This window comes from Enterococcus sp. AZ067 (genome assembly GCF_051715005.1).
Taxonomy (GTDB): Bacteria; Bacillota; Bacilli; order Lactobacillales; family Enterococcaceae; genus Enterococcus_D; species Enterococcus_D casseliflavus.
In genome coordinates, this window is record NZ_JBIOSY010000001.1 from 3,166,277 (window position 1) to 3,189,367 (window position 23,091).

The following is a 23,091-nucleotide window of genomic DNA, read 5'->3' on the forward strand; positions in this document are numbered from 1 at the left end:
TAACCATTATGATAGCGTGGTTACATAATGAAAATAATCGTGAAAACGGCAAGAAAAGAGTGACCCCATGTTAGAATTAAAAGATATCAAGAAGTATTATACAGTTGGCTCCAGTACTACGAAAGCCCTCGACGGCGTCACCGTCGCCTTTCGTAAACAAGAGTTTGTTGCCATTTTAGGGCCAAGCGGCTCTGGGAAAACAACCATGTTGAACGTGATCGGCGGCTTAGATAATTACGATTCTGGTGATATGATCATCAACGGCAAATCAACGAAATCCTTTAAAGATCGTGACTGGGATGCGTATCGGAACAATTCGATCGGCTTTGTCTTCCAAAGCTACAATTTGATCAGTCATTTAGGCATCATCGATAACGTCGAGCTTGGGATGACCTTGAGCGGTGTGTCAAAAGAAGAAAAACGCGCCAAAGCAACCGATGCTTTGACGCGTGTGGGCTTAGCTGAGCATATGCACAAAAAACCAAATCAGCTTTCTGGTGGTCAAATGCAGCGGGTAGCGATCGCTCGTGCCTTAGCAAATGATCCTGATATCCTTCTTTGTGATGAACCAACAGGTGCCTTGGATTCAGAGACCAGTGTCCAAATCATGGAACTGATCCAAGAACTATCAAAAGAAAAATTGGTCATCATGGTTACTCATAATCCTGAATTGGCGCACAAATACGCTGGACGGATCATTGAGTTCAAAGACGGACGAATCATTAAAGATTCGAACCCTCATGTCGAAGGACAAAAGAAAGACCAATTCGAATTAAAGCACACAAAAATGAGTTTCATGACTGCCTTACGTTTGTCGTTTAACAATATCCGCACCAAAAAAGGGCGCACCTTCTTGACAGCCTTTGCTTCTAGTATCGGGATCATCGGAATCGCCATTGTTTTGTCACTGTCAACGGGATTCCAAAAACAAATCGACAATACCCAGTCAGAAACATTAGCTCGTTTTCCGATCACGATCTCGCAAGTAGCCACTGAACAAGATCCATCAGCCATGGGAACGCGGGAGAAATCGGAAGATTTCCCTTCAGATAAAGAGGTCACTGCCAAATTAAGTGATGCGGATCGTGCAACCCATATCAATAAAATCGATCAAGAGTTTCTCGATTACATCAACGACATTGATCCTGAATTAAGCAACAATATCGGCTACACTCGTTCCACTTCCTTGAACCTTTTCCGTAAGATCGATGATACTGTGGAACAAGTCAGCTTCTCCAATGCATCACCTGACAATGAACAGACTAATGCCATGATGTCTGCCATGAGTGCCTCCACCGGGATTGGGGTTTCGACTTTCCCCGAGCAGTTATCAGAGGATAACGGCAATTTCTTAAAAGACAACTACGACCTTTTAGAAGGCAGCTACCCAAGTGCTAGCACAGATGTCGTTTTGATCGTCGATGAAAACAACGTAACGAATGTCAATGCATTGATCAATCTCGGTTTTGACATTGAAGATGGCGACAAGGTGTCCTTCGACGATATCGTGGGAACAAAAATCACATTGGCGTCTAATGATGCCTTTTACACCGAATTACCAACTGGAAACTTCATTCCAAATCAAGATTTAAATGACGTTTTCGATAACAGTAACAACAAAGAATTAACGATCAGCGGAATCTTACGTATCAAGCAAAACTCTACGATGAACTTGCTGTCAACTGGCATTGCCTACAGTGATGCCCTCGCGCAAGAAGTCATCAAAGAAAACCAAGACTCAGCGATCGTCCAAGCCCAAAAAGACAGCGACACCAACGTGATGACGAATGAACCCGTTGACGAAAGTGCTAAAGATTCATTGATCGCTTATCTTGGCGGCAGTGATTTACCAAACAGCATTATGATCTATCCGAATGATTTCAGTGCCAAAGAAAAAATCCTTGATTACTTGGATGACTTCAACAAAGGCAAAGACAAAGAAGACCAAATCGTTTATTCCGATTTAGCGGGTACGATGACTCAATTGACTGGTGGCTTGATGGATGCCATCACTTACGTCTTGATCGCTTTTGCAGGGATCTCCTTGGTAACTAGCATGATCATGATCGGTATCATCACTTATACCTCTGTACTTGAACGTACGAAAGAAATTGGGGTCTTAAAAGCATTAGGTGCTCGCAAGAAAGACATCACCCGCGTCTTTGATGCCGAAACCTGTATTTTAGGGATCGCTTCAGGAGCTTTAGGTGTCCTGATTGCTTGGTTAGCCACATTCCCGATCAACGCAATCTTATATAGTATGACTGATCTCGAAAATGTTGCTCAATTAAATCCGGTCCACGGCCTGATCTTGATTGCTGTCAGCACCGTCCTAACGATGATCGGCGGCCACATTCCAGCTCGAATGGCAGCGAAAAAAGATGCAGCGATCGCTTTACGCGCCGACTAATTTTTTAAGAAAACCCAACAGACAGCAGCCATTCCTTTGGTTGCTGTTTTTTTGTCCTTCCTTCTGACTTCCAAAAGGTTTCTCTTGAAAAATTCATAAATGAGGAATACAATAGATTTGTTTTTAGGTGTACCTAAAAAGATAGGACGTGAAACGATGAATGAAGAAAAAAAATTGATCCAAGCGGCCAACGGTCCTAGCTTGGAAGAAATAAATAATACAGTTGCCATTCCAAAAAACGGCAGCTTTTGGCGCAATCTCTTAGCGTTCTCTGGTCCTGGGGCATTGGTAGCCGTGGGCTATATGGACCCAGGAAACTGGATCACCTCGATCGGAGGCGGTGCTGAATATGGCTATCTCTTACTTTCTGTGATCTTGATTTCCAGTTTGATTGCTATGCTGCTGCAATACATGGCAGCCAAGCTAGGGATTGTGACCCAGATGGACCTTGCGCAAGCAACTCGTAAACACACCAGCAAAGGCTTAGGCTTTGTTTTGTGGATCGTCACCGAATTGGCTATCATGGCAACGGATATCGCGGAAGTGATCGGAGGAGCGATCGCTCTCAATCTACTATTTGGCTTACCTTTATTAGTTGGGGTCATCTTAACGATTTTCGATGTACTGCTTCTGCTCTTTTTAATGAAATTGGGTTTCCGAAAAATCGAAGCGATCGTCATGACACTGATTTTGGTCATTATGCTGGTCTTTTGTTACGAAGTCATTATTGCTCAACCAAATTTGCCTGCTGTCTTGCAAGGCTTTATTCCCCAAAAGCAAGTCTTGAACCATGGACAGCTGACAATGGCGTTGGGGATCGTTGGTGCGACTGTGATGCCGCATAATCTCTATCTGCATTCTTCGATCTCCCAATCACGAAAAATCGATCGCAGCGATACCCAAGAAGTGGCAACGGCCGTGCGGTTTGCTACTTGGGATTCCAATATCCAATTATCCGCTGCGTTTTTGGTCAATTGCCTGCTTTTGATCTTAGGAAGCGCCTTGTTCTTTGGTCATAGTGAAGAAGTCGGCACCTTCTCCGCGCTGTTTGATGCTTTGCAAGATTCCTCCATTGCTGGTGCTGTCGCCAGTCCAGTCTTGAGCGTTCTGTTTGCCGTGGCGCTCTTGGCATCTGGTCAAAATTCAACGATCACTGGGACACTGACGGGGCAAGTCGTGATGGAAGGATTTATCCATATGAAGATCCCTACTTGGGCGCGACGTCTGATCACCCGTGGCTTATCGGTGATCCCCGTCTTGCTTTGTACGATTTACTTTGGCGGCAACGAACAAGCCTTGGACGATCTGCTGATTTATTCGCAAGTCTTTTTAAGCATCGCCTTACCCGTTTCGATGATTCCGTTGGTTCTTTTTACCAGCTCAAAAAAAATCATGGGGGAACGCTTCAAGAATCCGCTATGGGTCTCTACCTTAGGCTGGATCTGTGCCATTGCACTGACGGTCTTGAATGTCCGCTTGATCATCGAAACACTCGGCAACTTCTAATAGAAAAAAAGCTTACGAGGTTAGCTCGTAAGCTTTTTTTGGTTAATTCGTTTCTAAATCATGTAAAAACAGACCGCTCAACAGTTTTGGTTCAAACCAAGTTGATTTTGGCGGCATAATTTCTCCCGCATCGGCGACTGCCAAAAGATCGGCCATTTGCGTTGGATACATGGAAAAGGCCAATGTCCATTCTCCGCTATCTACCAAACGTTCCAATTCTTCTGGACCACGAATTCCGCCGACAAAATCAATGCGTTTGTCTGTCCGCACATCTTGGATCGCGAAAATATCAGCCAGCACGTATTGTTGTAAAAGCGACACATCCAGCTGTCCTACCGCATCTTGCGGCACAGCTTCCGGTTTGATGGTCAACTCCCACCACGCATGGTTTAGGTACAGATGAATCGAACCACGTTGCGCTGGTTTCTTCCTTGTAGTTTCTCGAATCGTAAAATGCTGGGCTGCCTGCTCAAAAAAGGTATCTGGCACTGGTACCCGCAAAACCCGATTGTATTCCCAAATCGCCAATTCATTTTCTGGGAATAAGATCGCTAAAAAGCGGTCGCTTTCTTGGCTGTTTTGACCATCGGCTCGCTTTTGCAAGCCGACTTTGACTGCTGACTCTGTGCGGTGATGCCCATCCGCAATATAAAGGGCATCTACAGCTTGAAACTGCTGGGCAAAAGAGGCGACTAGCGCTGGATCATCGATCAGCCAAACACGATGTTGCACCTCATGATAGCTGACAAAATCATAGATTGGCGCATGCTCTGCTTGCCACGCATCGATCGCTTCTTTGACTGCTGCTGGTTGGCGATAGCTCAAGAAAATCGGACTTGTATTGGCATCACATGTCAGAATATGATTGATCCGATCGATTTCTTTTTCTGGACGGGTAAACTCGTGTTTCTTGATTTTCCCAGCGACATAATCATCGATCGAGGTACAGGCGACAAGCCCCGTTTGGCTTCTACCAGCCATCGTCAATTCATACAAATAATATGCGGGCGCCGTTTCTTGAATCAACCAGCCTGCTTCTTGAAAAGATGCAAGATTTTCTGCCGCTTTTTGATACACCTGTGGATCATAAGGATCGATTCCTGGCAAGTCAATCTCCGAACGGTCGATGTGGAAATAGCTGTAAGGATTGCCTTGCGCAAACGCTGCGGCTTCTTGTGAATTGACCACGTCATACGGTAGCTCGGCCACTTTTTCTGCCAATGAGGCTTCTGGACGAATGGCTTTAAACGGAAATACTTGAACCATTAATACCCAACCTCCTGATTCTTGATGACCCGTACACGAACGATATTTTCGTTCTCCCGCAGTTTATCGGCTAATTGATTCAATAAGGCTTCATCTTCAGAAGCGACATCGGCTAGGGTGTAAGCAAAGTCTTCCCGTCCACGATTCAGCATATTGTCGATATTGATTCCAGATTCCGCAATGATCGATGAAATCTGACCTAACATATTCGGTACATTGCGATTGATGATCGTCAGACGATAAGGCGAATGAAAAGCCATCTCAACAGTTGGAAAATTCACTGAGCGCTTGATGGTTCCAAATTCCAAGAATTTTTTCAATGTTCGGGCTGCCATTTTGGCACAGTTGACTTCGGCTTCTTCTGTTGATGCACCTAAATGCGGCAAGACGAGGACTTTTTCATTGTGCAGCAATTGTTCATCCGCAAAATCAGTCGTATAGCCCGCTAGACGGTCAGCTTTTAACGCACGTAAAACGGCATCTGTATCGACGATTTCTTTACGAGAAAAGTTGAATAGCTTCGTTGTTGGTTTCATTTTCGCAAGTTCGGCTTCCCCGACGAGATGATGCGTGTTTTCCATTAGCGGCACATGAACCGTAATAAAATCACAGGTTGAAAAGACTTCCGCAATATCATTGGCACGCTTGACCCGACGAGAGATCGTCCAAGCAGTATCCACTGACACGTAAGGATCATAACCGACTACTTCCATCCCTAGACGATAAGCATCGTTGGCGACCATCGCTCCAATAGAACCAAGGCCGATGATTCCTAACTTTTTGCCTTCTAACTCTGTTCCAGCAAATTGACTTTTTTGCGCTTCTGCTTGTTCTTCCACATTATCACCGCTCAAGGTTTGGACCCATTGGGCACCTCGTAAAATCGGACGGACACTTAAGAGCAGACTAGCGATCACTAATTCTTTGACCGCATTGGCATTGGCGCCTGGCGTATTAAAGACGACGATCCCTTTTTCAGTACATGCTTTGACGGGAATGTTGTTGGTCCCAGCCCCTGCACGGGCAATACCTAAGACACTTTCAGGAAAAGCGTAATCGTGCAATTTCTGGCTGCGCAGCAAAATCCCTTGCGGTTGGTCGCTTTCGTTGATGGCATACTTTTCTTTTTCTAAACGCTGTAATCCTTCTGGTGCGATCGCATTGAATGTTTTGATTTGGAACATTTATTTGACCTCCGCTTCAAATGATTTCATAAAGTCGACTAACGCTTGAACGCCAGCTAATGGAAAGGCATTGTACAAGCTTGCTCGCATTCCTCCGACGGAACGATGCCCTTTCAAGTTCTCAAAACCAGCTTTGAGAACTTCTTCATTGAAGCGCTGATCCAGTGCTTTATCCCCTGTCACAAAAGGAATATTCGTTAGTGAGCGGCTGTCAACAGCCACAGGACTACTGTAAAGAGCAGAGGCTTCGATCGTTTCGTATAAAAGCGCCGCTTTTTGGCGGTCTTGTTCTAAAATTGCAGGAATGCCGCCTGATTCTTCCAACCATTCAAACACCAATTTAGCAATATAGATAGCATACGTTGGTGGTGTATTGTACAATGAGTCATTTTTAGCCTGTAGACGATAATCCAGCATTGGAGCGAAGACAGCATCATCATTGAGTAAATCTTCTCGGATGATCACTACCGTCAACCCTGCAGGACCAATATTCTTTTGGGCCCCAGCATAAATCACACCGAAGTCTTCTACGCGATAGTCATTGGCTAAAATATTTGAGGACATATCCGCTACAATCGGCACGTTGCCAGCCAGCGGAATCGTTTGAAAGGCCGTCCCTTCAATGGTATTGTTCGTGGTGATATGCAAATAAGCCGCTTCTTGATCGATCGCATCTTCTGAAATTTCTGGAATATAGGTAAAGTTTTGATCCTCACTAGAGGCAACAACTTCCACCGTCACGTTTCCAAGCGCTTTTGCTGCTTCAATAGCTTTCTTCGACCAAGAACCGGTATTTACGTATAAGGCTTTTTTGTTTTGCGCAAGATTTAAAGGGATCATACTGAATTGGAGACTCGCGCCGCCTTGTAAAAACAGTACCTGATAGTTTTCAGGAATTCCCATCAATTTTCGTAAAAGTGCTTCTGCATCTTTAATGATCGCTTCAAACAAGGAGGACCGATGACTCAGCTCCATAACGGACATCCCACTTCCGCGGTAATTCAAAAGTTCGGATTGTGCTTTCTCCAATACGGGACGGGGCAATACGGCAGGACCAGCTGAAAAGTTATAAACTGTCATACAAAAAATCTCTCCTTTATGTTAGATGTGAAAATCATTATAACAGATAGCCGAAAATGAAAAAAGCCTTAAAAGAGAAAATAATTTTGAATTTTCAGAAAAGACTACCAATTTCTTAACGTTCGTCATTTCGGCATTTTTTCAAACAGCCAGCGAGAAATTTCATTGTAAACGATCTCGCGGTTGCGCTCATTCAAAATCTCATGCCGGCCCTGTTCAAGCAAATACATCGTCACGTCAGCATTTTGCTTCAGCTGCTGAGCCAATTGGCGGACGCTTTTGCCATAGTGCCCCACAGGATCATCTGCACCTGAAATCAAGAGCAGCGGCAATTCTGGATCAATCCTGCGAAGTTGGTCCGGATCACTGGCAGCTTGCGTCAATGTAAAGAGATCCTTGTAAGCCGCTAAGGAAAAATGAAATTGCGTGTAAGGGTCCTTCAAGTAGCGATCCACTTGTTGCGGATCACTGGTCAACCAATCCTTAGCGGTCCGATTGGGACGAAAACGCCGGTTGTGCTGGCCAAAAACCAGCTGTTCCATTACGTGATAAGGCCATTGCTGAGCGGCAAACGGGCGCAACAAGCTCGTAACGAGTTTGCCTCCTTGCATCAGCACGGCTTTTTCCATCGTGGTGCCCATGATGATCGCTCCTGACAATGGATGTGGCTGACTAAACAAATAATTCCGCAACACCAGCGACCCCATACTGTGCCCTAAGATAAAGTATGGTCGGTCTGGGTAGCAAGCAGCTGCGTACTGATGGACCACTCCCACATCTGCCACTAAATAGTTGGCGCCCTCTTTTTCACCAAAATGCCCATAGGCCTGTGTTTCTTTCACGGATTGCCCATGCCCTAAGTGATCATGACCGACCACCGCATAGCCTTGCGCAGTCAAACATTCCGCAAACTCGTGGTAACGTTCAATGTGTTCGATCATTCCGTGAACGATTTGCACGACTGCTTTCGGCTGTTCTTCTGGCAGCCACGTTTTGACAAAAAGCTGATCCTTCCCATTTGATGAAGTCAGCTTTTCTTGATTCATCCTCATAGTTCGCACCTCTTTTGCTTTTTCTTTTCCCTTCGCCAAATAAAACGGTCGTTTTCTTTATTATACATGGAATTTTAGGCTATGGCGGTAGGAGTTGGGAATTTTCAAGGATAAAAAACCACGCAAAACGTGAGGAGTTCAAACATATGTAGCACAATAGCCACCCCTATTTGCGGTAAGAGTGACTATTGTGCGCTTGTTGCAACTCCAAGCGTGTGGGTTAGCGACAACTTGCCTAGCTATCGCCTCGCTTATCTAACCAATAAGCGTATAGATCGAGGTACCTCGAGTGATCCTACTAACCCAAACCATTCAAAACAGTATTCTTTAACTGAACATCAAGTACCTTAACCAAAGCTTCTTTTTGAAAATTGTTTCCCCTTCACATGATTATGGGTCACTTATGATGTCAAGAAATAAAAAAACTGGGACAGAATGAACATCATTCTCTCCCAGTTTTTGCTTCTCGCACTCGTTCGGTTACATGGATAAAGAGCTGCTTCCTCTATCTCTTACGCTGTGGCAAAAATGCGTTCGATCAACTGCATCACTGCTCGGACTTCTTCGTTTTTAACGATAGGTTCGGCACCGTTGCGTACAACGTTGTAAAAATTCTTGTAGAAAGGTTCAAAATCCGCTTCGGCTTTCGGGAAAGGAATTTCTTTGGCTGCCAATTCCGATGGGGGTGCCATCGTTTTCGTCAAGCCGACGCCTGCTTGGACTGGTTTTGGTGCTGCCACATCTTCGCGACCTGTTGCTTGCACCATTTCCCCATTTAAATCCCAATCGGTGATGGTGGCTGTTCCTTCTGTTCCTTTGATGTACCAGCGAGGCAATTGCGTGTAATTGGAGGTTCCAACTTCCACGATTGCTTTGACCCCATTTCCAAAGGTAATCAAAGCGAAGAACCCATCATCGACTTCTTCCCCCAACACAAAGCTAAGATCCGCTTTGACATCTTTCACTGGGCTGTCGATCAACCATAACATTTGATCCAGCAAGTGAACGCCCCAGTCTAAAAGCATTCCCCCACCTTGTTTTTTCACATGGCGCCAGTCTCCTGGGATGCCGTTTGCCCCTTGGACCCGTGACTCTAATTGGAACAAATCACCGATCTGTCCATTACGGTACAGTTCGCGTACAAGTAGAAAATCAGGATCCCAACGGCGGTTTTGGTGAACCATAAAGGTATTGCCAGTTTCTTGGGCAACCGCCACGATCTCATCTAGTTCCGCAGTATTCAGCGCAACAGGCTTCTCGCAAACAACATGTTTGCCGGCTTTCAACGCAGCGATCGATAACTCTTTGTGCAAGTCATTAGGTGTGGCGATCAATACTGCTTCGATCGTCTCATCGGCTAAGACTTCATCATAGCTTTTAAAGATCTTATGGCCTTTTTCTTGCGAGATCGCTTGACGTTCTTCATTGATATCGTAAGTTCCTACGATGTGGATTCGTTCGTTTTCATTTGGTAAGATATTGTGGACATGGTACGCACCCATGCCGCCATATCCGATTACTGCAAAATTGATTGCACTCATGTCTGACACTCCTCGGTTTTCTTCTTATGCCCACCACATGGATGAAGCTTCTTCACGGATCATAATCGTCTTCAAGTTGCTGATGGCACGATTCAGTCCTTCATCTATGGACATGATTGGATCTTCATGCTCAATACTCAAGACATAATCATACCCATAAATTCTAAGTGCAGAAATAATATCTGACCAGACTTGTAAGCTGTGGCCGCAACCGACTGAACGGAAGGTCCAAGCTCGGGTTTTGACATTGCTATATGGCTGCATGTCCGTCAAGCCATGCATGTTGATATTGTCTTGGTCCAAATACGTATCTTTGGCATGGAAGTGATGGATCGCATCGGCTTCCCCTAAGATTTTGACCGCTGCCACTGGGTCGATCCCTTGCCACCATAAATGACTTGGATCCAAGTTACAGCCGATGGCTTTCCCCGCAGCATCCCGCAGTTTCAACATCGTATAAGGGGTATGTGCCAAAAAGCCACCATGAAGTTCGATCCCAATTTTAACACCAGCCGCTTCCGCTTCCGTGTTGATGCCTTTCCAATAAGGAATCAGTTTTTGTTCCCATTGATAATTATAATTGTCATCGTATTCCGTTGGCCATGGCAATACTGGCCAGTTGACTTGTGTATCTGTTGCATTTCCGCCTGAAACGCCTGAAAATCCGTTCACAACAGGTACATTCATTAAGCTGGCTAATTTGATGGTTTTGCGCAAAAGTTCATCGGCTTCTTGCGCTTCTGCTTTTAATGGAGAGATTGGGTTGTTGTGACAGCTCAAAGCTGAGATTTCCAATCCTTTATCAGCTAATTTCGCTAAGTATTCTTTTCGCTCTGCTTCACTTGCTAGTAAACGGTCAATGTCTAAGTGGGCATTGCCTGGAGAACCACCGGTACCGATCTCGACGGTTTGCAGCCCTTTTTTCGCTACTTCATCGATCATTTCTTCAAAGCTAAGTTGATTGAATAACGGGGTAAAAACACCTAATTTCATTTTCTTTCCTCCTCAATTGCTTGAAAATGCCCATATGTTGGGTAACGATTTTCTGTTGGTGCACACCAGCGAGCCGCATTTTGGATCACTTTTTGCACTTTGGGATTGTAATAGCTTGGGAATGTCTCATGACCAGGCTGGAAATAGAAGATCTTGCCATTCCCACGGCGGAATGTACAGCCGCTACGGAAAACTTCACCACCAGGGAACCAGCTGACAAAGATCAATTCATCCGGCGCTGGAATATCAAAGTGCTCGCCATACATTTCCTCTTGCTCTAGTTCGATCCATTCGCCGACTCCTTCAACAATTGGGTGGCTTGGATTGACATTCCAGATCCGCGCATGCTGATCGTCTACTCGCCATTTTAAATCGCACGACGTTCCCATCAACGTTTTAAAGATTTTCGAAAAGTGGCCAGAATGCAAGACGATCATTCCCATTCCTTCCCATACACGCTGCTGCACACGAGCAACGATAGCATCATCGACTTCTTCATGCGCCATATGGCCCCACCAAACCAACACATCCGTGTCAGCCAATACTTGCTCCGTCAACCCGTGTTCTGGTTCATCAAGGGTCGCCGTTCGCACTTGGAAATCATCCTCTTCTAAAAACTTGGCAATTTGACCATGGATTCCTTCTGGATACATTTTTTGGACGATCTCATTCGTTTTTTCATGACGAAACTCGTTCCATACCGTAACGTGGATCATTGGTAGACCTCCTCTACGATGTTTTTTAATTGCAGATAATCAATCCCGCTGGCTTCTAAAGGAGCGAATTTTTGAAACGCTTCCTGCTCGACGATCAACCATGGTAGTTCTAATGCTTTAGCTGTTTCTACATACGACTTGATTGGTAAAATCCCATTGCCGATCTCGGTGCTTTCCTGCGGCTGCTCTTGCATATCTTTGATATGAACCAAGCCAACCTTCGTTTCGCGTTCCTTTAGCCAAGGTAAAACAGCCACGTTTGCAAAGGCTAACCAGTAAAGGTCGGCTTCCAAACGCAGTTGCGGATTGTCTTTGATCAGTTCATCGATCATAGATTCTCCAGCAACTTCAGTAAATTCATGGGCATGGTTGTGGTAGTAGCCAGTCAGCCCTTCTGCTTGCAACTTTTGGGTGATCTGGGTCAGCTCCGCAGCAAAGGCTTGCCATTTTTCCAAAGAATCAAAACTGGCATACGGAATGACGATCCGTTGATTGCCAATCGTTTTTTCAAAAGCGACGGTTTCTTCAAAACGATCTCGCAATGCTTCAAACGGGATATGGGAAGCCGCGACCGCCAAATCCAATTGCTCCAGCATTTCTTTGATCTGGGCAGCACTGTGTCCATGATAACCGGCAAATTCAACACCGTCATAGCCGTTTTGTTTAACTGTTTTCAACGCTTCAAAAAGATCTGTCTTGCAGTCCTCTTGAATACTCCAAAGCTGTAAAGCGATTTTCGGTTTTGTCATTTATGCTCGCTCCTTTTCTTCCAGCAGTTCTTATAGGTAGACTGGCTCACCGGTTTGCGATGATTTGTAGATCGCTTCTAAAATCTCCGTCACGACCATTGCTTCTTCAGGTTTGACCACTGGTTCGGTATCGTTGATGATCGCATGGATCCACGATTGTGCTTCTAAAATTTCTGGCGTTTCGCCGTTTCCTTCATAAAAATCAACGCCGCCTGTTTCAAGTTCGATATTTTTTTCATACAGCAAGCTGTGGTCTTCTCCGTTGATGGTCAAACCGTTGTTCATATCCGCACCCGCTTTGCTGCCCATCAGTGTCGTTTTGGCTTCTTTCACATCCAAGCTGTTGAGCGCCCAGCTAGCTTCTAAGAAAATCGTTGCGCCATCTTCCATGACCACAAAACCAAAGGCCGAATCTTCTACTGAGAATTTCTCTGGATCCCAAGGACCCCAAGCATTTGCGGCATTTTTGGTTTGCGACAACTCATGATACGCTTTTCCGACAACAAATTTTGGTTTGTAATTGTTCATCATCCATAAGGTCAGATCCAATGCGTGGGTACCAATATCGATCAACGGACCGCCGCCTTGCGCTTCTTCATCAAGGAAAACACCCCAAGTTGGCACAGCCCGACGTCGAATCGCATGAGCTTTCCCAAAATAAATGTTTCCTAACTGTCCTTCGGCGCACACTTCATGAAGATAACGAGAATCTTTTCTAAAACGGTTTTGGTAGCCGATCGTGAGTTTTTTCCCTGTTCGGTTAGCTGCTTCGATCATTGCTTTGGCTTCTGCCGCTGTTTTTGCCATTGGTTTTTCACACATGACATGACAATCCGCTTCTAGTGCGGCAATCGTCAACTCAGCATGTGAGGCGTTTGGTGTACACACATGGATCACATCTAGATCAGCTTGTGCCAACATTTCTTGATAATCGCTGAATACTTGGGCATCTTCGGTCCCAAATGCTGATTTCGCTTCAACTGCACGTTCAACCAGCAGATCACAAAAGGCAACCATTTCTACTTCTTCTACTTGAGACAAGGCAGGCATGTGCTTGCCGTTTGCGATCCCACCGCACCCAATGATTCCAACTTTAACTGTCATATCTTTCCTCCTGAAAACGCTTATTATTTTCTACCTCCTCATTATAGCGAAACATCGAAAGCAGTTCTTCCCAGTTTCCATTGAAAAAATTCCCGAAAATTATCTTATGAAACTTTAACAAAAAGAACCACTCCACAATTTATGAAAAGCGCTTAAAAAAACACTATCGAGAAAAAAAAAGTGCCAAATTGACAAAAAAACAGTCGACAAGCAAAGGCTCCTCGGCTGTTTCTATCAATTTTGATTCAGTTGTTTCTGGTACTGCAACGGTGATTGACCAACGGCTTCCTTAAAGACATGGTGAAATGTTTTGACACTGGCAAAACCTGCTTTTTCAGCGACTTCTGCCATGGGGATCTTTTCATTGGCCAAGATAAATTTGGCTTGATTGATGCGGTATTCCGTCAAAAACTGCATGAAGGTCTTGCCAGTATTGGTTTTAAAGAAACGCGTGAAATAATGGGGACTAAACCCTACATGTCTTGCGGTGTCCTCCATCGTCAAGACTTCTTGGTAATGAGATTCGATGTACTCAAAGACATCATTCAGACGCTGCAAGGTTTCTTTGTATTGTGCGGCCGTTCGTTTTAGCGGATTGACGGCTTGTTTGCGCTTAGGCAAACCTTGATAGCACTCCCCAATCAACTGGTAAAGCAGCCCGAGAGTCAAATAACGCTTCCCAACAACATTTTCCTCTTCCAACTGATACAACTCGATCAAGAGACCTGTTATTTTTTCCGTAAAACTCGTTGGCCAATTTTTGCTGTGGGGCTCCCCTTCTTCAAAGAGTGTCATCAAGGATACTTCATTTTCTCGAAGCAACGGCTCTTCAAAAAGCTTCATATCAAATTGATAGACATAGCGTTCACTCTCAGGCGATGCTAGAAAATAGTGGGGTTGCCCGCTGGAAAAAAGATACAGATCCCCTTCCTCCAACTCAATGATCGTATCGTCAACACCAATATTGACCGTGCCGCGCTTAGCGTAAATGATCTCGATTTCTTTATGGACATGGGGGTAAACGATGGTCAAACCATCATTTAGAAACGTTCGAAAACGAAATTCACTTTCAAATTCAGGAATTTCAAGGTACATACTCATGGCTGACCGACTCCTTCGCTCTATTCTTATTTATTATAAGCGAAAAATTGTCCAAGAGAAAACCTTTTCTCAGCCAATCATAGTTTCTTCTGCTTTTTTGTGGTATCGTATTCAAGAAAAGGAGTCTTGTTTATGAATTATTATGATCAACATCTGCATACATTTTTGTCTTTTGATTCAGATGAACAGTTTGAGAATTATCTTGCTTACCAGCCTGCCTACTTCGTTGCGACAGATCATTTCGATTTGAAGAACCCCTATTCGGGATTCCGTGATGATATTCCTGACTATGAATTACTAGTAAATACCCACCAGAAGCTGCAAGAGACCACAGCGACGAAACTCTTAAAAGGCATCGAGATTGGTGTCGTGCCTGGTCAAGAACAAGAAATCTTGCGCTATCTTGAAAGCCATCCTTATGACTTGAAATTGATCAGTATCCATCAAAACGGTACCTTTGATTATATGGACGATGCCGTGTTGAACAAGGACAAATTTGCAGTCGCCAAACAATACTTTGACCAAATGGCCCAAGTGTTGGACTCGTTTTCTGACGGGCATATCGTGACCCACTTTGATTATGGCTTGCGTCGTTTCCAATTTACAGCTGAGGAATTGGCCGCCCATTTCGAAACAGAGTTAACGACGATCTTCAAAAAAATCGTTGCCCGTGACTTAGCGATGGAAATCAACGCGAAGAGCTTTGGCCCCTATCAAAATGCCCACCTTTATCAATATGCTATCCCGCTGTATCAAAGTGTCGGTGGTAAATTGTTCACCCTCGGCTCTGATGCCCATAAAGCCAGTGACTATCGGTTAGATTTTGCAGCGATGAGCGATCTATTGCGTTCCTTTGGTGTCAATCAATTAGCGGTCTTTCAAGGTAGCGAACGGTTTATGGCGGATCTGCCTGCTCAATAGCGTCACCTTTGAATGCACTCTACAACAACACATTTGCAATAAATGGACAAAAAAACGGCGAACCCTAAAAGGATACGCCGTTTTTGCATTTTTAGAATAGATTTACTTAGGTTATTCTGCTGCTAAAATATCTTCCTTAGCATGGATCATTTGAGTCAAAAAGTCGCAATAAGGCGTTGGCACTTGGTACTTGCGGCCTTTTCGTGAGATTGCGCCATTGATATAATCGATCTCGGTTTTGCGATGATTATTGATCAAATCTTGATACATGGATGGATAGTGCATTCCGATGCCTTCTGGATCATAGGTTTCTTCAATATGGTGGACTACTTCGGATACATCCAGTTCAACAGATTCATGAGCAGCAACTGCCGCAAATTCTTCCACGATCGTTTGGACCATCGCACGCGCCGTTGAGGTTTGTCCGAATTGGGCAATATTCACATTTAAAATCGAGCACAAGCCATTTAGGGTGCCGTTGACACAGGCTTTGCGATAGATGGAGTAACGGATGTTCTCAGAATAAGACGCATTCAACCCAGCATCAGCCAAGACTGCCGCCAATTGACGGGCATCTTCTTCTTTCCCCGGTTCGATATTTTGCAGTTCTACAGAACCATCCCCAAACAAGCGAACATTACCAGGACCAATCAAGTCCGCCGTCCAAATGGTATTTCCTAAAAAGATTTTATCCGTGCTGACATATTTTTCAATCGTGTCCTCATGACCGATCCCGTTTAATAAGCATAAGACTTTCGTTTGCTCTCCGATCATCGGTTTGATCGTTTGCATCATTTGATCCAGTTGCATCGCTTTAGTAAAGACCAGGATCAAGTCTGCTTGTACAGTCGTTGGGATCTCATTTTGCGAATAGATCGAAAAAGGGACTGCGATCTCTTCACCGTTTAAGTTTGCTCGTAATCCGTGTTCACGGATCGCTTCGATATGCGCAGGCCAGCCGTCGATCAACGTGACGTCATTTCCGCCTCTTTTTAGCATAATAGCAAAACGGCTGCCCATAGCACCTGCACCAGCAATAACAATTTTCATCTGAATTCCTCTTTCCTCTTCCACAATTAGGTATAGTTTACTCTAAAATCGTGAAATATGCGAGAGCCTTGCGTTTTTTCTCGATAGGAAAGAAAAAAGAATAATTGGAATAGTTAGATTTTTCAGATAATTAAAAAACAATCGTTTCCAATTCTGTCCATTCAAAAAAGCCGCACGGAAGGTGTAAAAACTGACTGAGCTAAGCCAGTTTTCGGACTCACGCGCGACTTTTTTAATCATTCATTTCCTGTGAAACAGTTGTCGGTTTAAGCAGTGACTGTTTCATTTTTTGTTGCAAAGTTTTTTAACCGTTCAGCTTTTTCTGTTTCTGTGATCCCATGTTGCTCCACGTATCGGTTGTGTTCGTGGATGGCACAATCATAGCTGCAGGCACCTAAATGGGCAGCCTGATTTTCCTCAGAAGTTAAGAATTGGCGATTGCATTCTGGGTTGGCACAGTTTACATAGCGCTCGCAAGGTGTCCCATCAAACCAGTCGCGGCCGATGACTTTTTTATCTACATGATTGATTTCCACACTGATGCGTTCATCAAAGACGTACATTTTCCCATCCCAAAGCTCACCTTGAACTTCTGGGTCATTCCCATAAGCAAAGATACCGCCATGGAGTTGGGCCACATCTTCAAAGCCTTCTCGCAGCAGCCAGCCTGAGAATTTTTCACAACGGATACCACCAGTACAATAAGTAACGACTTTTTTATCCATGAATTTTTCTTTATTATCGATGATCCATTGCGGCAACTCACGGAAGCTGCGGATATCGGGACGAACGGCTCCTCGGAAATGGCCTAAATCATATTCATAATCGTTACGGGCATCGATCACCACGGTATCTTCATCTAACAACGCTTCTTTGAACGCTTTAGGATCTAAATATTTTCCAGTCATTTCTAATGGATCGATGTCGTCTTCAAGGTTCAATGAAACCAATTCTTTACGCGGACGAACGAATAGCTTTTTAAACGCATGTTCTTCTACTTCGTCAATCTTATAAAAAATCCCTTTAAAACGGGGATCAGCTTCCATTTTTTCCATATAGCGATCCGTTGCTTCAACCGTTCCAGAAAGTGTGCCATTGATCCCTTCATTGGCTACTAAAATACGGCCCTTGATGCCAATTTCTTTTCCAAATGCTAAATGCTCCTTGGCGAAGCTTTCCGGATCTTCAATTGTTGTGTATTTATAAAATAATAAAACGCGGTATGTCAAACCAATTCCTCCTTTTTTTGCACCCTACAGTATAGGTTATCACGTGACAAAAAACGAGTTTTATGCTTGTACCTTTTCACACAATCTTTTTCCTTGCGCAAACCGTGTCATGGATTGGTTTGATTGAGCTCTGCCACGAAAAAAGCTGTGACTTGATCCATCGTTTCTCCACGTACCAGATGGCGTTCTTCTCGCGAGATAAACTGCAAATTTGCTTCTGGATTTTCTGCCACAAAGGCTTCCACATCACCATAAGGAATTTTCTCGTCTTGGGTACCATGCCAAAACAAAAGAGGACGCTGTCCCAATTTCTCTGATTGAGAAGACAGATCGTAAGCATCCATCCAGCTTAAAAGCTGACCATAATCCTCGGGTACAAAGAACCCAGCAGCGCCAGCGTGCATTTGGATGCGGTCACGGTATTTCAACATGGAAGGAGAACCCATGATACAAGCTGCCGCTGTAATTTCTGGATGCTGGCACAATAAACCGCACGTGGTCATCCCTCCCATGGAGACTCCGCCAACTGCGATCTGACCGTTGACCAAACCAAGGTTTTCAAAAAAATCGACTAAGTAAGAAAACTCAAATAGATTGGTTTGGATACTTTGCCAAAAAGTTAAAGAAGGAATCTCCGATAGCTGGGTCTTGCGCTCCCCATGATTGGCTGCATCTGGCAAGACCACCCGAAAACCTTCTCTAGCCAACTTTCTGCCTTGTGTCAACACTAATTCTTTACTCGTCTGCCAGCCATGATAGTAAATAATCAATGGCAGCGGCTCATAAATCATTTCTTCAGGTACGACTTCTAAGACCGGAATATTTCCGATTTTTCTTTTTCGAACAGCTAATTTCATTCTTTTCCACCTCAGCTTAAGTATACAAAAAGTCGCCAAAAGCGCCACTGATACGCTGTAAAAAAAGACCATACCCGAAGAGTATGATCCGTTTTTTCGTTTATGAATGTAAGACCGCTTCTCGAGCCAATGCCAAACAACCGAGGGTTCCAGCATTGTCTTCCAATGCTGGGGTCACGATATATTTGCTTAACTCAGGTGTTTCGACATACCCATTGACCAATTTTGCAAATGCGTCGTGGACGTTTTGCAGCATATGGCGTTGTTTCATCACACCACCGCCAAAAATGATCACATCTGGAGAAAACATCAAGGTTGTATTGTAGGCACATTGAGCAATATAGGAGGCTTCGATTTCCCAATAAGGATCATCTTCTGCAACCTCTTGTCCTTTTTTCCCTAAGCGTTTTTCGATGGCGGGTCCAGCGGCCATCCCTTCTAGACAGTTGCCATGAAATGGACAGCTGCCAGCAAAGTCATCTTCTGGATGAGGGACGACCAGCATATGCCCCATTTCTGGATGACTAAACCCTTCGATAAAGCGCCCTTCTTGTAAGGCACCGCCGCCAACACCTGTACCGATCGTATAGTAAACGACACTGCTCAATCCTTTGCCACTGCCGAAGACATACTCACCATAGGCAGCCGCATTGACATCTGTTGTCCAAGAAATCGGGATCGGAAATTCTTTTTTCATGGTACCGATGAAATCAAAATTTTGCCATGCCAATTTCGGGGTCGAGGTAATGTACCCATAAGTGGCAGAATCACGATGGATATCGATAGGCCCAAATGAGCCAATCCCAATCCCTGCTAAATCTGCTTGGTATTGTTTGAAGAAATCAATGACTAAAGGCATTGTTTCCTCAGGTGTCGTTGTCGGAAAGCTCACTCTTTCCTTGATCGTCATTTCTTCATCGCCAATGGCACACACAAATTTTGTGCCGCCTGCTTCAATCGAACCGTATAACATGCACATCGCTCCTTTTTTTCTAACTACTTGCTGAACTTGACGCTGCGGCATCATCTGCTTTGACGCGATCGATGGCTACCACTAATGCAATGATCAGGTCATCTAGATCTTCTTCATAGATCACAACTTCATAGGTATCGCCCCAAGAGATCCATTTTTTGTGGATCTCTGCGATCCGTTTGCCGTTGCGGTTGACCACAAAATCCATATCCCACCAATTGCCGTCCACATCGATGCCTTCTGCACTGATGGAATAGCGGGCTTTAAAAAATGTGAAATGTTTTTCTAAAACGATCGCTTCTTGGCCGTGGACTTCCACAAAAAATTTTGGTAATAAACTGAACACTTTTTTGGTGATCTCCGCGATCGGTCGCTGCTGCTCATTGAAGATCGTAAAACTTTTCGGGATCTTAAAAAAACTGCCTTCGACATAATAGCGAGGGTTTTGTAAATCATCGGTGACGGTAAATTTTTCGCCAATGCTGAAAACCTTCTGTTTGATGTAAAGTTTCTTCAAATGCTACACTCCTTTCTCTTTGACATCGCCCGTATTGATCACCGGCTGCGTGCCTTTATCGGTAATGATCGATACCAATAAATTATTGATCAGTTGGACTTTGCGGTCATCCGTGAAATTGATGTCCTGTCCGTCTTCGATTTGTTCTAACGCCATTTGTGTCATGGAGACGGCCCCTTCAACAATGATTTGCCGTGCTGATAAAATTGCTTTGGCTTGTTGGCGCTGCAGCATCGCACTAGCGATCTCAGTCGCATACGCGAGGTGATTTAAGCGGGTCTCTATGACTTCGACCCCGGCAACAGCCAATCGTTCTTGCAATTCTTTTGCCAGTTCTTCCGAAACTTCATTGGTATTGCCTCGCAACGTCAGATCATCGTCATTGAACGTGTCATACGGGTATTGCGTCGCAATATGACGAATCGCTGTTTCACTTTGGATCTCAATGAAATCTTGGTAATAATCGACATCAAACAATGCTTTCGCCGTATCTACGACTTTAAAAACCACCACCGCCGAGATCTCGATCGGGTTTCCGTCTGAATCATTGACCTTCAACAGCGAACTGTTAAAGTTGCGGACTTTCAATGAAACATTGATTTTTTGGGTTAATGGGGTTGTCACAAACAAGCCGTTGTCTTTAATGGTTCCTAAATATTGCCCAAAAAAGAGGATCGCTTTGGCTTGGTTGGGTTGTACGATCGTTAACGAACTAAGGAAAAGAAACGAAACGATCCATAAAAGAATACTGAGAACGATTTCGAGAACGCTCTCATTTACGAACCCATGATAAAACAAATAACCGCCGCCAACCAATAACCCGATCAGCACAACCAGTGCTAAATACCCATTCACATGAAATGTCTGTTTTTCTGTCATTTTTATTCCTTCCCTTCTTGCTCTTATCTTACCTTGGTTAAAGCCGCTGTGCAAATGTTCTTGCGCATATCAGCGACGATTCCCAATCAAGCTATTTTGTTTTCTGCAACTTTCCCGTTACAATTAAGGTAGGACAAAATTTTTCTCAAAAAAGGGGTAATTCTTATGGCACAAAAAATTGACTTAGAAACGAGTAAATGGTCGTTGGAATCGATCATTAAAACGGTCGGCACCGATCTTTCCTCTGTTGTAGAGGTACAAAACAAAGATGGCATTGACGTTGTAGTGATCTCGAAAGACGAGTGGCAACATCTTTTGGAATTACTCGATGCACGTCATGCAGAAGGCTATCGGTTGGAACAAGAGCTTCCTGAAGAAATTTTAGTTGACGTTGCTGATACCGACAACCAATACACCGAAGAAGGCGAGTTAGAAATGGAGCTGCCTGAGCGTGTGCATCCAGCACCCGATTTCGAACTCGATTCAGAAGAAATCGTTGAAAGTGATGACGTACTAGATTAAACAAAAAAGCAAAACGGCCACGGGCACGTTTTGCTTTTTTTATAGCTCTTTTTCCTGCTTTTTGGTAATGACTGCTTGCAATCGTTCGATAGCAGGCTGCAATTCTTGCTGTGCTTCTTCTTCGGGTTCTAACTCTGCGCACCGTTGCAGTCGCTCTAACCACATCTCTGGTTCTTTGACGCCCAACTGACCAATGGCCCAATAAGCCGTTCCTCGAATCACTGGGCGCACGTCTTCTGTCGCACAGCGCCAAATCGCTGGCAAGGCACTCCGGTCTCCCACATTGGCTAAGGCGATGATGGCATTACGCTGCAGCGGTTTTTTCCCCCGCCAAGAGCCAGATAGATGGCCAAATTGTTCTTTGAAGGCTTTGTTTGATAAAGACAGCATCGGTTGCAGTTTTGGATAAACGGTATCGACTTCAGGCTCCATCTCTTGATGAAAATGGAAGTCCTTCCCCCGATTATAAGGGCAGACCAGCTGACAAATATCACAACCGTAAATCACGTTATGCATCTTTTTGCGGTACTCTTCTGGCATCATGCCCTTCGTCTGGGTTTGATAGGACAAACAACGCTGGGTATTCATCCGACCATCGCCCAATAACGCTTTAGTGGGGCAAGCCGTCACACAACGCATGCAATCCCCACAACCAAACGGGACTTCTTCATCTGGTTCAAGAGAGATATTAGTGACGATCTCCCCGAGATAAACAAACGAACCAAATTCTTCTGTGATCAGCAAGCCATTACGACCGATAAAGCCAAGACCCGCCCGCTGCGCTGCCGCCACATCCACCAATTCCCCTGTATCGACTTGCGGTGCGAAACGCCATTTGACTTGTTCTTCCATCGTTTGCGCTTGTTCTTTGATAAAGGCGATCAAGCGATCCAATCGTTCTCGCAAAATATCATGGTAATCGATGCCCCACGAGGCACGGGCAAACATGCCACGTTTTTCATCCCGCGGGACTTTCTCTTTGATTTTTGTCGGATAAGCTAAAGCGATCGCAATGATCGTTTGCGGATTTTCAAATGTCCGTTCAGGATAGATCCGCTCTTCGATCACGGGATGCTCAAAACCAGAGGTATGGCCTTTGGCTTTTTGTTCCCGCAAGGAAGGCTCCAATGCCAAAAACGGCTCCGCTGAAGCAAACCCGATCTTGTCGATGCCAAGCCGCTTGCTTTCTGCAATAATTTTTTCTTTTAAAGACATACTCACTACCCTCTTTTGTCCGCTAAGCATCTGCTTCTCGGCTTTTTCTCTTCCCCTATTATACGTAAGCACCTGAAAAAAGTCGATGGTGCGGTTTGTTCCCCCAGTTTTTTTCTTTCTTTAAAAGAACACGTGTTGATTGTTTAAGATTTTAATTAATTTTATCGTTATTTTCCTCGCAACGATTGCATTGCCTTTTTCGAATGCTAGACTAGATAAAGGAATC

Annotated in this window: 21 protein-coding genes; 4 read left to right on the forward strand and 17 right to left on the reverse strand. The window is 44.5% G+C overall.

Going from position 1 to position 23,091, the window contains the following annotated elements; translation table 11 throughout:
- Window positions 1-67 precede the first annotated feature (67 nt).
- Complete coding sequence (locus IGI82_RS15010; protein WP_438842424.1) at window positions 68-2,410, forward strand: ABC transporter ATP-binding protein/permease; 2,343 nt, start codon at window positions 68-70, stop codon at window positions 2,408-2,410.
- 156 nt (window positions 2,411-2,566) lie between these two features.
- Window positions 2,567-3,916, forward strand: coding sequence for an Nramp family divalent metal transporter (locus IGI82_RS15015; protein WP_034857503.1), 1,350 nt, complete (start codon window positions 2,567-2,569; stop codon window positions 3,914-3,916).
- A gap of 42 nt (window positions 3,917-3,958) precedes the next feature.
- On the opposite strand, the gene IGI82_RS15020 is transcribed toward IGI82_RS15015, so the two are convergent.
- The 10 genes from IGI82_RS15020 to IGI82_RS15065 all read right to left on the reverse strand — a co-directional run bounded on the left by IGI82_RS15020 (window position 3,959) and on the right by IGI82_RS15065 (window position 14,702).
- Entirely contained in the window at window positions 3,959-5,182 is a 1,224-nt protein-coding gene (locus IGI82_RS15020; protein ID WP_438842425.1) for a DUF1015 domain-containing protein, read from the reverse strand.
- Window positions 5,182-6,366, reverse strand: a complete 1,185-nt coding sequence (locus IGI82_RS15025; RefSeq protein ID WP_016609459.1) for a phosphoglycerate dehydrogenase — start codon at window positions 6,364-6,366, stop codon at window positions 5,182-5,184. The genes IGI82_RS15020 and IGI82_RS15025 overlap by 1 nt, the downstream gene beginning before the upstream one ends.
- Window positions 6,367-7,446 carry a 3-phosphoserine/phosphohydroxythreonine transaminase gene (serC, locus tag IGI82_RS15030; RefSeq protein WP_438842426.1) on the reverse strand — a complete coding sequence of 360 codons (1,080 nt, stop codon included), beginning with the start codon at window positions 7,444-7,446 and terminating at the stop codon, window positions 6,367-6,369. It abuts the gene before it with no gap.
- 125 nt (window positions 7,447-7,571) lie between these two features.
- Window positions 7,572-8,498 (reverse strand): alpha/beta fold hydrolase, encoded by a 927-nt coding sequence (locus IGI82_RS15035; RefSeq protein WP_086337885.1) that lies wholly within the window; start codon window positions 8,496-8,498, stop codon window positions 7,572-7,574.
- 512 nt (window positions 8,499-9,010) lie between these two features.
- Window positions 9,011-10,039: a Gfo/Idh/MocA family protein gene (locus IGI82_RS15040; RefSeq protein WP_438842427.1), complete on the reverse strand. Its 1,029-nt coding sequence runs from the start codon at window positions 10,037-10,039 to the stop codon at window positions 9,011-9,013.
- Window positions 10,040-10,063: 24 nt separating this feature from the next.
- Window positions 10,064-11,032 carry a sugar phosphate isomerase/epimerase family protein gene (locus IGI82_RS15045; RefSeq protein WP_005233928.1) on the reverse strand — a complete coding sequence of 323 codons (969 nt, stop codon included), beginning with the start codon at window positions 11,030-11,032 and terminating at the stop codon, window positions 10,064-10,066.
- Entirely contained in the window at window positions 11,029-11,748 is a 720-nt protein-coding gene (locus tag IGI82_RS15050) for a ThuA domain-containing protein (RefSeq protein ID WP_438842428.1), read from the reverse strand. The genes IGI82_RS15045 and IGI82_RS15050 overlap by 4 nt, the downstream gene beginning before the upstream one ends.
- Window positions 11,745-12,497: a sugar phosphate isomerase/epimerase family protein gene (locus tag IGI82_RS15055; RefSeq protein ID WP_438842429.1), complete on the reverse strand. Its 753-nt coding sequence runs from the start codon at window positions 12,495-12,497 to the stop codon at window positions 11,745-11,747. The genes IGI82_RS15050 and IGI82_RS15055 overlap by 4 nt, the downstream gene beginning before the upstream one ends.
- Window positions 12,498-12,527: 30 nt before the next feature.
- Window positions 12,528-13,601 carry a Gfo/Idh/MocA family protein gene (locus tag IGI82_RS15060; RefSeq protein ID WP_005228203.1) on the reverse strand — a complete coding sequence of 358 codons (1,074 nt, stop codon included), beginning with the start codon at window positions 13,599-13,601 and terminating at the stop codon, window positions 12,528-12,530.
- A 234-nt stretch (window positions 13,602-13,835) separates the two neighbouring features.
- A complete protein-coding gene (locus tag IGI82_RS15065; protein WP_005228201.1) occupies window positions 13,836-14,702 on the reverse strand; it encodes an AraC family transcriptional regulator in 867 nt (288 codons plus the stop codon).
- Window positions 14,703-14,834: 132 nt separating this feature from the next.
- On the opposite strand from IGI82_RS15065, the gene IGI82_RS15070 reads away from it, so the two are divergent.
- Window positions 14,835-15,623, forward strand: coding sequence for a PHP domain-containing protein (locus IGI82_RS15070; protein WP_438842430.1), 789 nt, complete (start codon window positions 14,835-14,837; stop codon window positions 15,621-15,623).
- A 111-nt stretch (window positions 15,624-15,734) separates the two neighbouring features.
- Here the strand turns inward: IGI82_RS15070 and IGI82_RS15075 are convergent, their stop codons facing one another.
- The 6 genes from IGI82_RS15075 to IGI82_RS15100 form a co-directional block, all read right to left on the reverse strand.
- Window positions 15,735-16,673, reverse strand: a complete 939-nt coding sequence (locus tag IGI82_RS15075; protein WP_005228196.1) for a 2-dehydropantoate 2-reductase — start codon at window positions 16,671-16,673, stop codon at window positions 15,735-15,737.
- A 266-nt stretch (window positions 16,674-16,939) separates the two neighbouring features.
- A complete protein-coding gene (trhO, locus tag IGI82_RS15080; RefSeq protein WP_005228186.1) occupies window positions 16,940-17,902 on the reverse strand; it encodes an oxygen-dependent tRNA uridine(34) hydroxylase TrhO in 963 nt (320 codons plus the stop codon).
- Between the two features lie 107 nt (window positions 17,903-18,009).
- Window positions 18,010-18,759 (reverse strand): alpha/beta fold hydrolase, encoded by a 750-nt coding sequence (locus tag IGI82_RS15085; protein WP_438842431.1) that lies wholly within the window; start codon window positions 18,757-18,759, stop codon window positions 18,010-18,012.
- A 100-nt stretch (window positions 18,760-18,859) separates the two neighbouring features.
- Window positions 18,860-19,732, reverse strand: coding sequence for a fructokinase ScrK (gene scrK / locus IGI82_RS15090; RefSeq protein WP_086337870.1), 873 nt, complete (start codon window positions 19,730-19,732; stop codon window positions 18,860-18,862).
- A gap of 19 nt (window positions 19,733-19,751) precedes the next feature.
- A complete protein-coding gene (locus IGI82_RS15095) occupies window positions 19,752-20,249 on the reverse strand; it encodes an LURP-one-related/scramblase family protein (protein ID WP_005233908.1) in 498 nt (165 codons plus the stop codon).
- A 3-nt stretch (window positions 20,250-20,252) separates the two neighbouring features.
- Entirely contained in the window at window positions 20,253-21,128 is an 876-nt protein-coding gene (locus tag IGI82_RS15100; RefSeq protein ID WP_010750000.1) for an SPFH domain-containing protein, read from the reverse strand.
- Window positions 21,129-21,293: 165 nt separating this feature from the next.
- On the opposite strand from IGI82_RS15100, the gene IGI82_RS15105 reads away from it, so the two are divergent.
- Window positions 21,294-21,650, forward strand: a complete 357-nt coding sequence (locus IGI82_RS15105; protein WP_005228172.1) for a hypothetical protein — start codon at window positions 21,294-21,296, stop codon at window positions 21,648-21,650.
- A 39-nt stretch (window positions 21,651-21,689) separates the two neighbouring features.
- Here the strand turns inward: IGI82_RS15105 and queG are convergent, their stop codons facing one another.
- Window positions 21,690-22,865 (reverse strand): tRNA epoxyqueuosine(34) reductase QueG, encoded by a 1,176-nt coding sequence (gene queG, locus IGI82_RS15110; RefSeq protein WP_438842432.1) that lies wholly within the window; start codon window positions 22,863-22,865, stop codon window positions 21,690-21,692.
- Window positions 22,866-23,091: the final 226 nt, after the last annotated feature.